The 12,854-nt window shown below is 64.6% G+C and carries 14 protein-coding genes; 7 read left to right on the top strand and 7 right to left on the bottom strand.

The features are described 5' to 3' along the window. The first annotated feature begins 193 nt into the window (after positions 1 to 193). On the top strand, positions 194 to 1,096 hold the full coding sequence (locus IB277_RS09565) for a LysR family transcriptional regulator (RefSeq protein ID WP_060601308.1): 903 nt from the start codon (positions 194 to 196) through the stop codon (positions 1,094 to 1,096). 38 nt (positions 1,097 to 1,134) lie between these two features. On the opposite strand, the gene IB277_RS09560 is transcribed toward IB277_RS09565, so the two are convergent. The 3 genes from IB277_RS09560 to IB277_RS09550 all read right to left on the bottom strand — a co-directional run bounded on the left by IB277_RS09560 (position 1,135) and on the right by IB277_RS09550 (position 2,733). Next, entirely contained in the window at positions 1,135 to 1,551 is a 417-nt protein-coding gene (locus IB277_RS09560) for a hypothetical protein (RefSeq protein WP_246812720.1), read from the bottom strand. Between the two features lie 246 nt (positions 1,552 to 1,797). After that, a complete protein-coding gene (locus tag IB277_RS09555) occupies positions 1,798 to 2,295 on the bottom strand; it encodes a GNAT family N-acetyltransferase (RefSeq protein ID WP_192371012.1) in 498 nt (165 codons plus the stop codon). A gap of 294 nt (positions 2,296 to 2,589) precedes the next feature. Beyond that, a complete protein-coding gene (locus tag IB277_RS09550) occupies positions 2,590 to 2,733 on the bottom strand; it encodes a hypothetical protein (protein ID WP_034793319.1) in 144 nt (47 codons plus the stop codon). A gap of 249 nt (positions 2,734 to 2,982) precedes the next feature. Here IB277_RS09550 and IB277_RS09545 point away from each other — a divergent pair, with 249 nt between their 5' ends. Continuing rightward, entirely contained in the window at positions 2,983 to 4,185 is a 1,203-nt protein-coding gene (locus IB277_RS09545; RefSeq protein WP_110818636.1) for a sensor histidine kinase, read from the top strand. 70 nt (positions 4,186 to 4,255) lie between these two features. Here IB277_RS09545 and IB277_RS09540 read toward each other — a convergent pair whose 3' ends face one another. After that, a complete protein-coding gene (locus IB277_RS09540) occupies positions 4,256 to 4,960 on the bottom strand; it encodes an SDR family oxidoreductase (protein WP_034793321.1) in 705 nt (234 codons plus the stop codon). Positions 4,961 to 5,084: 124 nt separating this feature from the next. On the opposite strand from IB277_RS09540, the gene gcvA reads away from it, so the two are divergent. After that, positions 5,085 to 6,029, top strand: a complete 945-nt coding sequence (gene gcvA, locus IB277_RS09535) for a transcriptional regulator GcvA (RefSeq protein ID WP_110818635.1) — start codon at positions 5,085 to 5,087, stop codon at positions 6,027 to 6,029. A gap of 7 nt (positions 6,030 to 6,036) precedes the next feature. Here gcvA and IB277_RS09530 read toward each other — a convergent pair whose 3' ends face one another. Next, positions 6,037 to 6,570 carry a putative immunity protein gene (locus tag IB277_RS09530; RefSeq protein WP_110818634.1) on the bottom strand — a complete coding sequence of 178 codons (534 nt, stop codon included), beginning with the start codon at positions 6,568 to 6,570 and terminating at the stop codon, positions 6,037 to 6,039. Between the two features lie 157 nt (positions 6,571 to 6,727). Here IB277_RS09530 and IB277_RS09525 point away from each other — a divergent pair, with 157 nt between their 5' ends. Then, complete coding sequence (locus IB277_RS09525; RefSeq protein ID WP_110818633.1) at positions 6,728 to 7,885, top strand: M20 aminoacylase family protein; 1,158 nt, start codon at positions 6,728 to 6,730, stop codon at positions 7,883 to 7,885. Between the two features lie 63 nt (positions 7,886 to 7,948). Here the strand turns inward: IB277_RS09525 and IB277_RS09520 are convergent, their stop codons facing one another. Then, a complete protein-coding gene (locus IB277_RS09520) occupies positions 7,949 to 8,602 on the bottom strand; it encodes a glutathione S-transferase family protein (RefSeq protein WP_192370958.1) in 654 nt (217 codons plus the stop codon). A 323-nt stretch (positions 8,603 to 8,925) separates the two neighbouring features. Here IB277_RS09520 and IB277_RS09515 point away from each other — a divergent pair, with 323 nt between their 5' ends. The 3 genes from IB277_RS09515 (at position 8,926) to IB277_RS09505 (ending at position 12,183) form a co-directional block, all read left to right on the top strand. Beyond that, positions 8,926 to 10,302 (top strand): phenylacetate--CoA ligase family protein, encoded by a 1,377-nt coding sequence (locus tag IB277_RS09515; RefSeq protein WP_246812719.1) that lies wholly within the window; start codon positions 8,926 to 8,928, stop codon positions 10,300 to 10,302. Positions 10,303 to 10,469: 167 nt separating this feature from the next. Then, entirely contained in the window at positions 10,470 to 10,952 is a 483-nt protein-coding gene (gene greA / locus IB277_RS09510; protein ID WP_060583309.1) for a transcription elongation factor GreA, read from the top strand. Between the two features lie 199 nt (positions 10,953 to 11,151). Continuing rightward, the gene (locus IB277_RS09505; protein WP_192370957.1) at positions 11,152 to 12,183 is read left to right on the top strand and encodes a DUF3095 family protein; all 1,032 of its coding nucleotides are present in this window, start codon (positions 11,152 to 11,154) and stop codon (positions 12,181 to 12,183) included. A 127-nt stretch (positions 12,184 to 12,310) separates the two neighbouring features. On the opposite strand, the gene IB277_RS09500 is transcribed toward IB277_RS09505, so the two are convergent. Beyond that, complete coding sequence (locus IB277_RS09500) at positions 12,311 to 12,796, bottom strand: MarR family winged helix-turn-helix transcriptional regulator (RefSeq protein ID WP_113294333.1); 486 nt, start codon at positions 12,794 to 12,796, stop codon at positions 12,311 to 12,313. Positions 12,797 to 12,854: the final 58 nt, after the last annotated feature.

Raw genomic sequence — 12,854 nt, 5'->3', positions numbered from 1 at the left:
CCGCCGCTCGTTGCGGACGTCGTGTCTCTTGCTTCATGGGGTGCGGGCCTTATCGCCGCCGACGTGAGCGGTCGGTGATGCGACCGGCATCGCGACCAGGAGAATATCGTCGGCGCTGCTGGCATAAAGTCCCCGAACGTGACATGACTTGTCAGGAATGACGAACAATGGGGGTGAGGCGTCGCGCGCCGGCATGGACAGGATCGAGCTTTTCCGCATCTTCACCCGTGTCGTCGAAAGCGCGAGTTTTACCCGCGCGGCCGACACGCTGGGCCTGCCGCGCTCCTCGGTTTCGGCGGCGGTGCAGACGCTCGAAACACGGCTCGGCACGCGACTTCTCCATCGTACCACGCGCAAGGTTGCGCCGACGCAGGATGGGGCAGCCTTCTACGAGCGCTGCCTGCGGCTGATTTCCGATATGGACGAGGCGGAGAACCTGTTTCGCCGCGACACCTCCGGCCCGACCGGACGGTTGCGGGTCGACCTGCCGAGCCGCATCGGCCGGCTGATCGTGGCGCCGGCGCTGCCGGAGTTCCTGGCGCGGTACCCCGGCATCGACATCGATCTCGGCATGACCGACCGGGCGGTGCACCTGATCGAGGAAAGCGTCGACTGCGCGCTGCGTGTCGGACCGCGCGAGGATTCGAGCCTGATTGCCCGGCCGTTCGGCACACTCAGGCTGATCAATGTCGCAAGCCCCGACTATCTCGAGCGCCACGGCACGCCGGAGACGCCCAACGATCTCAGCGCCCACGTCGCGGTCAACTACGCTTCACCCTCGAGCGGCCGGGTGGAGGACTGGGAATGGATGGAGAACGGCGAGGCGCGCACGGTTTCGGTTGCCGGCCGGGTCAGCGTCAACAGCGCCGAAGGCAGCATCGCCTGCTGCCTCGCCGGCCTCGGCCTTATCCAGATCCCGGCCTATGACGTGATCGATCACATCAGAGCGGGCCAGCTGGTCGAGGTGATGCCGCATCACGTCGCCGCGCCGATGCCGATGGCTTTGCTCTACCCGCACCGCCAGCATCTGTCGCGCCGGCTCAAGGTGTTTGCCGACTGGCTGGAGGGGCTGATGCGGGCGGTGATTGCGGCGTGAGGCGGCGATGCGGTTTGGGCTCGCTTTGTTGGCGCGCTCTAGCTGATCGTCTGATGACACCGCCGGCCGTTCCACGGCAGGAACTCGGATCCGCCGGCATTCCACCTGCCGTCGAATTCGGAGAAATCCGGCGTGAAGGTGACGATCAACTGGCCGTAGCCGTATTTGTCGCGCCACATGAAGCTTCGGGTGAGATCGCTGCCGTCGCCATCGTCGCCGGTTTCGGCGAGTTCACCGTCGACGGACTGGCCCTGATCGGAGAACACGTATTTGCCGACGACCGTGCCATCGGCAGCGGTTTCGAAATGCGTCTCGGCGTCCGAGAGCACGCCGGCGGAGGAAAGCTGGCCGCAATAGGTGCCCGAGGGCGCGGTGCTCGTCTCGCCTGCCATCGCCGCAGAGGCGGATGCGGCCGCAAGCAGCAGCGCGGCGGTGAAGGAAAGGCTTGCAGTCAACGCGGCACCTTTGGCGTTTCGGGATGTCGCGGTCTCTCGTGATCGCCTGGCAGCAGCGAGTCGCGACGGTTGTCGCCATGGACAGTCATTCGGGATGCAAAATCAAGATGCTCATGCGTCCAGCGCCGGCGCGGTGCTGACGCTGGCGTCGCCGAACAGGCGTCCCTTCTCGGCGACGAGGAAGCAGGCGAGTATCGGAGCGCGATGTGCTTCCACATCGCGCTCCGAGGCATGTCGTCAGGTCAATCAGCTTGCATCAAAGCCCGCGTGGAAGCTGACGCGCCCTGACGGTACCGGACCTTCGAACGCCTTTGCCATGAAGTATTCGGCCGGTACGCCTTCAAGGCGCAGGCCGGCGTGGTTCTCGAAGCCGAAGCGTTTGTAGTAGTCGGGCTCGCCGAGAACGACGCAGCCCTTGGCGCCGGTCTTTGCAAGGCGCGCAAGGCCTTCGCGGATCAGCCTGCCGCCGGTACCGCTCTTCTGGTGGTCGGGCCTGACGGAGACGGGGCCGAGACCGAACCAGCCCTTGTCCTCCCCGTCGATCGTGACCGGGGAGAAGGCGACGTGACCGATGATTTCGCCCTGGTCGAGGGCGACCAGCGAGATCGTCAAGGCGCCGGCGTTGCGCAGCGCGTCGATGATTTCGGCCTCCGTCTGGCTGCTATAGGCCATCGGCGCAAAAGCGGCCTTGGTGATCTGCCGGATGGTTGCGATGTCAGTCGCTCGTTCGGAGCGTATGTCGATGGTGGTCATTGTCAAAAACCTGTTCTTGAAACCCTTCAGTCGCGCGCTGTCGACCGCGAACGACGGGTATCGTTCGCCGGTGGCGCGGTTTCGCGTCTCGACCGGTCGAGACGCTCAGTGGGTGAGAACAAGCTCCAGCATCGACAATTCCTCTGCTCAGTTCAGGCGAGCAGGTTCGGTATAGGGCGAGGCCTTTGCCATGGTCAACAGGCGGCTCTGGCAGCGCAACGCGTTCACGCGGCGGCCGGTTGAGGTCCGTTCCCGCTTCGTCGTTCGCGTCTGTTGCCTGCGTCCTTAGTTTTCCTGAACCGAAACGCCGTCCTGGCCGATCTTGATCTCGACGCCCGGCTTCGTCTCTTCCTGGTAGACATAGATGCCGAGGCCGACGACGGCGACGGCAAGCAGGGCGATGACGAGATAGAGGCCGTTTCGGTTCATGCGGAACTCCTTTTTCGCGGTTTCGTCAGGGAAATAGGAGCTTCTCAAGGAAAGACAACGGGATAGCGACGAACATGCGCACAGAGGGTGGCCCGGCGAAGCGACTGAGGGGGCCGACTTGACCACTATGCTGGCGTCTGTGTGGCCGCGCAGGGGAACCTCAGCGCGCCCGCAGCGCCTTCTATTCCTGTGGCGTACAAAGGTTGATTTGCCTGCATTGGTTGATTTTCGCTAATTGAGGCAAATAGATTGAACGACGCGAATGACCGAATGCGGATGGTGGCCGGAACAATGGTGCTTGGAAGTTTCTACCGAAAAACCTTCGACATGGACCATTCGGACACGAGCGCCGCGGCGTTCTTCTCACGCGTGATCAAGCTCGTGCTCTCCTTCTGGGCGGCCGAGTTCTTCATGACCGGCGGGCTCTGGGTGGTGCTGGGCGTCAATCCGGTCGACTACGCGCCGATCAAGCTCGTGGTGTCGCTGGTTTGCGTGCTGATCACGCTGATGATTTCGCACATCGTGGCGATGATGCGCGCGCGGAACATCGCAGCCCAGGTTTTCGTGTCGGCCGTCCTGTCCATTCTGGCGTCGACGGTTGCAACCACCATCGACTATCACCTGTTCACCTATGTGAAGCCCGCAGTCGGTGTCGACTATACGATCGAGAACTTCTGCTACACGCTGTTTTACGGCGTCTCGCTGTTCTTCGGCTGGTCCTGCTTCTTCATCGCCTACATGTACAATCTGAAGGTCCGGGCGCAGGAGCGCCGGCTGGCGATCTCGCGCGAAGAGGCGCTGACCGCGAAGATGCAGGCGCTCTACTACCAGATCAATCCGCACTTCCTGTTCAACACGCTGAACTCGATCGTCGGTCTGATCGAGGAGGGCGCCTCCTCTCAGGCGAGCCGCGTGGTGCTTTCGCTGTCGTCGTTTCTGCGAAAGACGCTGGAGATGGATCCTCTGCGGGATCTGGCGCTTTCGGAGGAACTGGCGCTGCAATCGGAATATCTGGCGATCGAGAAAGAGCGGTTCTCCGATCGCATCAGCGTCACGCTCGACATTCCGCAGGAGCTGAGAACGGCGCTGGTGCCGAGCCTGATCCTGCAGCCGCTCGTCGAGAATGCCGTGAAGCATGGGCTCGGGCGCTCGTCCGGCGATCTGAAGATCACGATCAGCGCGTCGCAGGAGGAGGACCGGCTGCAGCTTTCGGTCGACAACGTGTCCGATGCCGGCGAAGTCCTGCCGATGGTCAAGCGATCCGGGCTCGGTGTGGGGCTTGCGAATGTCGAAGAGCGTGTCAAGGCGCGCTTCCCCGAGGGCGGTTCGCTCATCGCCGGACCGGTCTCCCCGGCCCATTTCCGCGTGACCCTGACGTTGCCGTTGAGGGCACCCGCCGCCGATCGGCTTGCCGATGCTGCCATCAACGCCGCGCCGGCCGTGACGGCCTGAGCGGGGTACGACAATGGCTGGCGCGCGCCCCTGAGAGGCGCGCGACGGGAGTAAAAGGGGTGGCTCGCGTTCAGACCGAACGCGTCAGGCCGCCATCCACCTTCAGGTTCTGGCCGGTGATGTAGGCGGCACCATCAGAGGCGAGAAAGGCGACGGTGGCGGCGATCTCGGCGCTGGTGCCGTAGCGCTTCATCGGCACTGCATCGCGGCGCTCTTCGGTCGCCGGCAGGCTGTCGATCCAGCCGGGCAAAACGTTGTTCATGCGCACATTGTCGGCCGCATAGGTGTCGGCGAAGATCTTGGTGTAGGAGGCAAGACCGGCGCGGAAGACGGCGGAGGTCGGGAACATCGGCGAGGGCTCGAAGGCCCAGGCGGTGGAGATGTTGATGATCGCGCCCGCCTTCTGCTTCTGCATGATCGGCGTGACGAGGCGGACCGGGCGGATGACGTTCATCAGGTAGACGTCGAGGCCGGTGTGCCACTGCTCGTCGGTGATTTCGAGGATCTGGGCGCGCGGGCCATGGCCGGCGCTGTTGACCAGCACGTCGATCCGGCCCCATTTTTCCATGGCCGCATCGACAAGACGCTTCAGGTCGTCGTTCGACTGGTTGGAGCCGGTGATACCGATGCCGCCGAGCTCGGCGGCGAGCGCCTCGCCCTTGCCGGAGGAGGAGAGGATCGCAACCTTGTAGCCATCGGCTGCCAGACGCCTGGCGCTCTCGGCACCCATGCCTGAGCCGCCGGCGGTGATTACGGCCACTTTTTCTACTGCCATTTTACCAATCTCCTCATCCATATTCGTGGAATGCCGCTTTCGCGGGTGCTGCCATTGAAATACCATCTCCTCCATGCGACGACGAAGCAATTTCGCTTTCATATGGCAGTAGAAAAACTATCCGATGAGTGATGCACCGGGAAAGCTCCCTTCGCTGAATGGGGTGAAAGTGTTCGAGGTGGCCGCGCGTCACCTGAACTTTCGCCTCGCAGCCGAGGAGCTGGGCGTGACGCAAGGGGCCGTCGCCCAGCAGATCCGCGGGCTCGAGGCCGAGCTTGGGGTCAAACTCTTCGAGCGGTTGCCGCGCGCGCTGGCGCTGACCGGCGAGGGACGCGCCTATATCGCCGATGTCAGGCGGGCGCTGGAGATCATCGCGCGGGCGACCGACGGGCTGAAGCCCCAGCCGGTGCGGCTGACGATCAGCACCACCCCGTCCTTCGCGTCGCGATGGCTGATCCCGCGCCTGCCCGATTTCACCGCGCGGCATCCGGATCTCGACCTGCATATTCTGGCGACCGACCGCATGTCGAGCTTCCAGGCCGATGGCGTTGATCTCGCCGTGCGCTATGGGCGGCCACCCTTCGGGCCGGGGCTTGCGGTGGAACTGCTTTTCGAGCAGGAGATCGTCGCGGTCTGCAGCCCGATGCTGCTTGCCGGGCGGCCGGCGCCGAAAACCGCCGAGGAACTGGCCGGCTACACGCTGCTGCACGACGCCCATAATTTCTGGCCGGAGTTCATCGAGCGGCATTTCGGTGGCAGCCGGCAGGCCTCGTTCAAGGGCATCAGCTTCAACCAGACCTCGCACGCGATCGAGGCGGCGACGGCAGGCCAGGGGATCGTTCTTGCCAACCGCGATTTCGTCGCGCGCGATCTCGCCGAAGGGCGGCTCATCCGGCTGTTCGAGGGCTCGATGACCGGGCCCTCGGACTTCTATCTGGTCTGGCCGCGCTACCGAAAGTCGCCCAGCCTTCAAACCGTGATCGCCTGGCTCAGTGACGAGGCGAAAAAGGAGCGGGGAGGCCCGACGGATCGGGATCCTGCAAATGGGTGGCGGAGCGAGGGTTCCTGATCCGCGATCAGCGACGCAGCGCCGTGTCGAGCCGGTAGAGCAGGGCGTGAAAGGCGCCTTTGCTGGGCTTTCGTCCCGGCAACTTGCCGACGATGCCTCGGATTTCCGTCGATGCGAGCGCGATCAGCTGCCGGAGTTCCGTTTCGGTGGCGGCTGCCTCGTCGGCTGTTCCGATCGACAGCGCCTGGATGGCGTAGGCGGCGGGGCCGAGCACATGGTTGATCTGGTGCGGCGTCTCGATCGGGTGGGTGTAGGGCGCACCGGCCGCAGCAATGGCCGCGCGGGCGGCAGCCTTGGCAGCGGGATCGTCAACCGCGCGCGCCGCTGCCTGGGCGCCCCAGGCGGCTTTGCGCAAGACGGCCGTGCGCGGACCGCCCTCGGCAAAGGCGACAGCCGCGGCGATCGCCTCGCGCGGCCGGGTATCGCCCGGTACCGCCGCCTCGAAGACCGGCAGGGCGCGGGCGGCGCAGAGGATCGCCCAGCGGGTGATGTGGCGCAGGTCGTCTTCGGTCAGGAGCGGTGGTGGGGCTTCGTCGGTCATGGGGTGCTCATGGTGAACAGGCCGAATGCATATCATGCGGTCGCCACGTGACAAGCCGACCGGTTGTATGGAGGGCGCAGGTTGCATCCCTTCACAAACGCCATATCTTTCACCGCCGAGCCATTTGCAGCCGCAAGCTCAGGAAAAGGGAGGCTCCATGCCGGCCGTCGGTTCCGATTATGGCGATGTCGTTGCCTGGCGGCGCGACATTCATGCCCATCCGGAGTTGCAGTTCGACGTCCACAGGACGGCGGAGCTCGTGCGTTCCAAACTCGCCGCGTTCGGATGCGACGAGGTCGTGACCGGCATCGGTCGGACGGGCGTCGTGGGCGTTATCCACGGCCAGAAGCGGTCGAGCGGCAGGGTGATTGGCCAGCGGGCGGATATGGATGCCTTGCCAATCGAGGAGGCGACAGGGGCCGCCTGGTCGTCAAGGACAACGGGCGTCATGCACGCCTGCGGTCATGACGGCCACACGGCGATGTTGCTGGGGGCCGCGCGGGAATTGGCCGAGGCGCGAGCATTTGACGGCACGGCCGTGGTCGTCTTTCAGCCGGCCGAAGAGGGCGGCGGCGGTGGCAAGGCCATGATCGACGATGGCCTTATGGAGCGTTTCGGAATCAACGAGATCTATGCCATGCACACGGAGCCCGGTTTGCCGATCGGGCAGTTTGCCACCGCTTGTGGACCTCTGGCCGCTTCGGCCGATGGCTTCAGGATCAGGATCGACGGCAAGGGCGCACATGGCGCTTCCCCGCACGTCAGCGTCGATCCGCTGGTGGTCGGCGCCAACATACTTCTGGCCTTGCAGACGATCGTTTCCCGCAACGTCCATCCGCGTCAGTGTGCCGTGGTCACGGTCGGCTGGATGGCAGGAGGCAAGGCCGGCAACGTCATCCCCCAATCGGCCGAGATGGGCGGGACGGCCAGGACCTACGATCCCGGCACGAGAGACCTGATAGAGGCGCGCGTTACCTCCATCGCGCAACGGATTGCCGAGGCCTACGGAGCCAGCGCCACGGTCACCTACAAACGCATGTTTCCGCCGACCGTGAACCATGGCAGCGAGACCGCCTTTGCCGTCAGCGTGGCGCGATCCCTGGTCGGAGACGCGCACGTCAACGACGCTCTGGAGCCGCTGATGGGCTCGGAGGACTTTGCCTTCATGCTCGAAGCGCGCCCAGGCAACATCATGCTGATCGGCAATGGCGACAGCGCGTCGGTGCATGATGCGCGGTTCGATTTCAATGACGATGCCATTCCTTTCGGCGTGGCCTATTTCAGGGCCATCGTGGAGGGCAGAATGCCGCTCTGAGCGGTCGGCCGGATGTCCATCGCGCTGCGGCTGCAGCGACGACATCAACGAGGTTTCCTGCCCTCAACGCTCCCAGCCCTCGGTAAACGGAAAGCGTTCCGCCCAGAGCGTCGCGAGCTTCGGATCGGTATCGACGCGGCGGACGATGTCGGCAAGGGTCGGGGCGACCTCGTAGAAGCGGCGGCGGCCGGGTGACCAGCGCGAGGCAGTGGCGACGTAGAGGTCGAGGACCGACAGTTCATCGCCGAGAAGGTATTTGCCCGGTTGCAGTTCCGCGCCCATTCGCTGCCAGCAATGGGCGACGCGGTCGAACACGCGGGCCTTGACGGTTGCGTGGTCCTCTTCCCGTTCGGCGATGCGGGACGGGTTGTCGGTGATCCAATAGAGCGCGTAGATGGCGGCGGATACGAAGGTCATCCATCGGAGAAACGCCGGCCGTTTTGGGTCGGTTATCGCCGGGGCCAGACGGCTCTGAGGGTGTGCGTCGGCAAGCCAGAGCAGGATCGCGGCACTTTCGGTCATCAGTTCGCCGGTCGGGAGTGCGAGGGCCGGAACCTGGCGCAGGGGATTGATGCGCGCCAGCCTGTCCGCCTCCTGCTTTCCTTCCCAGGGGGCGTGTTCCTCGACGCGGTAGGGCACGCCGATGAGGCTCAAAACCGCCTCGATCGGAACCGATCCTGAGCCTGCGGCTCCGTAGACGACAAACGGCTCGGCCAACTGTTTTTCTCCTCCTGATCGTGCCGCGACGAATCCGGCCGAAGCCTGGTCGCCCTGCGTCGAGACTGGGGCGGGGCGGCTTTTTCGCGTTGCAGCCGCATAGATCCCCGCTTTCGCGATACAATCAAGGCCCTGAGGTGCAATTGGACGTTTCGCCGCAAATCTCGGTTGCAGCGGGCAGGCGGGCCGTTTCCGCTTTCCGCGGCAAGGGGCTCCGGTTCCATCTGCCGGAGCGACGGTTCGTCCGCATGCCAACGTTTTGACCGTGCCCGGTTTGCAGTTGGCGCGGTTCCAGGCTGAAGCAGGACACGAGGATTGATCCGATGTCGCCAGTCACCGTCGCGTCTCCGACGCTCGATCGCGACCTTCTGCTGAAGGCGGCACAGGAGCGTCTGCTGCGCTCGGAATGGTCGCGGGAGCTGTTGCGATCGTTTCAAGGCGGCGCGCTGCAATCCGCCCTGAAGCATGCGGTCAGTGCGTCACCCTACTATCGCGAAACCATTGGCGACCGCTTGGCGCAGGGGGCCGCACTCAAGGATCTGCCCGTGCTGACGAAGCGGGCGCTTATGGAGAATTTCGACCGGATCGTTACCGACCCGAGGCTGAGCCGGCAACTGGTCGAGGGGCATCTCGGCGGACAGTCTTCCGGCTCGCTTCTGCTTGGTGAATACAGAGCCGTTGCCACGGGCGGCACGACCGGCGAGCGTGGGGTCGCGGTCTTCGATCCCGCAGCCTGGCTATCGGCCATCGCCAACATGGTGCGTTTCCAGGCGATCGTCGGCATCGACGAGACGACGCGCAGTGTTGCCATATTCGCCTCGTCGCCGGTCCATATTTCCTACCATATCGGCGTGGAGCTTCGGGCGTTGAGGCCGCCGGCGCCCCGGTTCAACGTGCTGATGCCGATCGAGGAGATCGTGGAGGGCCTCAACCTGAACCAGCCCGAGGTGATCTCGACCTATCCGTCCTTCGTGCGTGTCCTGGTGGGCGAGCAGCAGGCGGGGCGGCTGAGGATCAGGCCGCGGCTTTTGCGAACCAGCGCCGAGACGCTGACGGAGGAGGTGCGCGACCTTGCGGCCGAGACCTGGCAGGCGGCCATCGCCGACAGCTATGTCTGCACCGAGGCGGGACCCATGGGCCACGAATGCTTGCTTGGCGACGGGCTGCATCTCGCCGAAGACAGCTTCGTCTTCGAGGTGGTGGACGGAGACGACCGCCCGGTACCCGACGGCGTGGAGGGCGCGAAGCTGCTGGTGACGACCCTTGCCAATCGCGCGCTGCCGCTGGTGCGCTACGAGATCTCCGACATCGTGGCGATGGCGACCGAGCCGTGCCGCTGCGGCCTGCCGTTCTGGCGGATCGGGTCGATTGCCGGACGAAGAGAAGAGACGCTGCGGCTGCCCAGGCGCGGTGGCGGAATGGTCAATGTGCACGCCCACCGGCTTCGCTCGCCGCTGACGGGTGCGGCCGGGGTGCGGCAATTCCAGTTCGTGCAACTGCCGGATGGTCTGGAAATCGCGATCGCCGTGTTTGAAGGCGCCGATGCGGCCGCCGTCCACGCTGCCGTCGAACTGGGCGTGCGTGCGGCACTCGAGGCGGTGGAAGCTGAACCCGCGGAGTTCCGTGTGCGGGTGGTGGACGCGATTGCGCGTTCGGGCGGCGGCGCCAAGCAAAAGCTGGTGGTCTCCGGCGGCGACTAGGAGAGGGCAGGATGTACGCGTGGTGCAATCGCGGCCCGGCTTCGGCCACGCGGCAGGAGATGGACATTCCGGTGGCCGGCGGGCGGGCAAGCGGCTTATAGTGTTGATAGGCCGGTCCGGGGCCGATATGAAGCCGGCCTCTTGCCCGCGATACGGAGTTTTGAAGATTGAGCGTTGCCTTCACCAAGGAAGAAAGTGCCGAAACCGCCGCCGAGACATTGCTGCCGGACCGGGCGGTTTCGCCGCATCCGAACCTGGTGACAAAGGCGGGGCTGACGGCGCTGGAGGCGCAGATGCAGGAGGCGCGGGTCGCCTATGAAGCGGCAGCCACGATCGACGACGTGAACGAAAAGCGGCGGCAGCAGGCGGGACCCTTGCGGGACGTGCGCTATCTCTCCGAACGGCTGCGCACCGCACAGCTGATGCCCGAACCTGCCTCCAACGAGATCGTCGCCTTTGGCAGCACGGTGACCTTCAGCCGGGACGACGGGCGGGTACAAAAATACCGGATCGTCGGCGAGGACGAGGCAGACCCCAAGGCGGGATCGATCTCCTATGTCTCGCCGGTGGCACGCATCCTCATGGGCAAGGCAGTGGGCGACCTCGTCACGGTCGGCGACCAGGAGCTCGAGGTCGTGGCGATTTCCTGACCTTTAGCGTATCGGCTTGATCGCGTGGATTCGTGGGCATTATTATCGTATCCGATTTAATTGTGCCATCTTGACATTCCGCTGTTGCTCGGTATTTATATCGCGTCCGATCTAATTTGGGGGTGCCGGATGATCGGAGGCGCTTGCCGGAGGCAGGCGGCCAAGAGGTTTGCTCGGTTCGTCGGTACGGAGAATGGACATGCACAACACTGGTGACGCTACGCCCGTTCGCGCCTATCGCGAGTTTTCCCGCGTGCTCGATCCCGATGTCTACGAGCCGCTGCCGGACGACTGGCTGATCGGCATCACCGACGTCGTGAGTTCCACCGGCGCGATCCGGGCCGGGCGCTACGAGGACGTCAACTATGTCGGCGCTTCGGCGATTGCCGCCATCGGCAATGCGCGCGGCGATTTCGATTTTCCCTTCGTGTTTCGCGGCGATGGCGCGGCCATTGCGCTGGCGCCCGGTGGCGCGGCAATGGCAGCTTCGGCGCTGCGGCAGCTCGCCGCCTTCGCAAGGGACCGGTTTGGTCTCGATTTGCGCGTTGGCCTGCTGACGGTCCGGGATATCAGGGACCATGGCCAGGATGTGCGCATCGCCCGCTATGCCGCATCGGAAAACGCGACCTATGCGATGTTTGCCGGCGGTGGGCTTAAATGGGCGGAGCGGCAGTTGAAAGAGGGGCGCTACCTGCTTTCGCCGGAAAGCCATGGTGCCGAACCGGATCTGACCGGCCTTGCCTGCGAATGGCGGCCGTTTCCAAGCCGGCAGGGGCAGATCCTGTCGCTGCTGGCCGAACCCGCCGACGACGTGACGCCCGAGCGCTTTGCCGCCGTGGCGCGCGCGGTGATCGCTGTCTTCGATCAAGGGCCGCGGCAGTCGCATCCTCTGCCGGAGGAAATGGGTGTGCCGAAGGACGCGCGGGTGCGGGTTGCGCCCGAGCGCTGGGCGGGAGTGGCCGCCAGTTCCGATTTTCGCAAATATGACGACGGCCTGCGCCTGACGGTGGATTGCACGACGGAGCAGATCGACCGCATCGAGGCGATCCTTGCGGCCGCCAAGGCGCGGGGCGAGGTGATCTTCGGGCTGCATCGGCAGAGCCACGCGCTGATGACCTGCCTTGTGCCGTCGGCGCGACCGGATGCGCACTTACATTTTCTCGACGGCATGGACGGCGGTTACGCCAAAGCGGCGGAAATGATGGTGCCGCGTGAGCGCTTGAGTGCCTGATCCGGCCAAGCGGCAAGGACGGCGGAGAGCCGCCCTTGCGCGTGATGCTGGCCCCTCCAATCGCCGTGCCGGCCTTTGCGCGAGCGATAGTCGCGGCAGCGGCAGGCGGGCGTTTCAGCGACCTTCACTATTTCCGGTTTCCGGGCAGACCAGCGCCTAGCAGGTTGTCGCGCAGCTTTGCCACCGACCGCTGCACCGTCTCAAAGTCGTCACCGAGGCCGATCACGTCGGTCAGCGCAGCACCCGGCTCGGCATCCACCACCGCCTGGCCGGCCGGCGTCAGCGTCAGCCGCACCTGGCGTTCGTCTGCGGGATCGCGGCGACGCTGAAGGTAACCGTCAGCCTCGAGCTTCTTCAGGATCGGCGTCAGCGTGTTCGATTCCAGAAAGAGCTTTTCACCAAGCGTGCTCACCGTCTGGTCGTCCTCTTCCGACAGCGCCACGAGAGTCACGTATTGGGTATAGGTGAGGCCCAGCTTGTCGAGCAGGGGCTTGTAGGCGCGGCCGAAGGCAAGATTTGCCGAGTAGATCGCAAAGCACAGGAAGTTCGAAAGCTTCTTGCCGCCCTTGGCCGATGCAGTGCCAGGGTCCTTGGCAGTCTTGGACGTGGACATGGGAATCTTTTTTCCTTTTCGTTGTCTGCACTTAATATAAATCGTATCCGATTAAATC

Origin of the sequence: Ensifer sp. ENS07 (assembly GCF_014852185.1) — a bacterium.
Classification (GTDB): Bacteria; Pseudomonadota; Alphaproteobacteria; order Rhizobiales; family Rhizobiaceae; genus Ensifer; species Ensifer adhaerens.
This window is presented reverse-complemented; position numbering and strand designations above follow the sequence as displayed.

Coding starts and splice junctions, on each gene's coding strand:
- IB277_RS09515 (WP_246812719.1), top strand. CDS start 8,926: ATGTCGCCAGTCACCGTCGCGTCTCCGACGCTCGATCGCGACCTTCTG.
- IB277_RS09505 (WP_192370957.1), top strand. CDS start 11,152: ATGCACAACACTGGTGACGCTACGCCCGTTCGCGCCTATCGCGAGTTT.
- IB277_RS09530 (WP_110818634.1), bottom strand. CDS start 6,570: ATGACCGACGAAGCCCCACCACCGCTCCTGACCGAAGACGACCTGCGC.
- IB277_RS09550 (WP_034793319.1), bottom strand. CDS start 2,733: ATGAACCGAAACGGCCTCTATCTCGTCATCGCCCTGCTTGCCGTCGCC.
- IB277_RS09540 (WP_034793321.1), bottom strand. CDS start 4,960: ATGGCAGTAGAAAAAGTGGCCGTAATCACCGCCGGCGGCTCAGGCATG.
- IB277_RS09565 (WP_060601308.1), top strand. CDS start 194: ATGGACAGGATCGAGCTTTTCCGCATCTTCACCCGTGTCGTCGAAAGC.
- IB277_RS09500 (WP_113294333.1), bottom strand. CDS start 12,796: ATGTCCACGTCCAAGACTGCCAAGGACCCTGGCACTGCATCGGCCAAG.
- IB277_RS09525 (WP_110818633.1), top strand. CDS start 6,728: ATGCCGGCCGTCGGTTCCGATTATGGCGATGTCGTTGCCTGGCGGCGC.
- gcvA (WP_110818635.1), top strand. CDS start 5,085: ATGAGTGATGCACCGGGAAAGCTCCCTTCGCTGAATGGGGTGAAAGTG.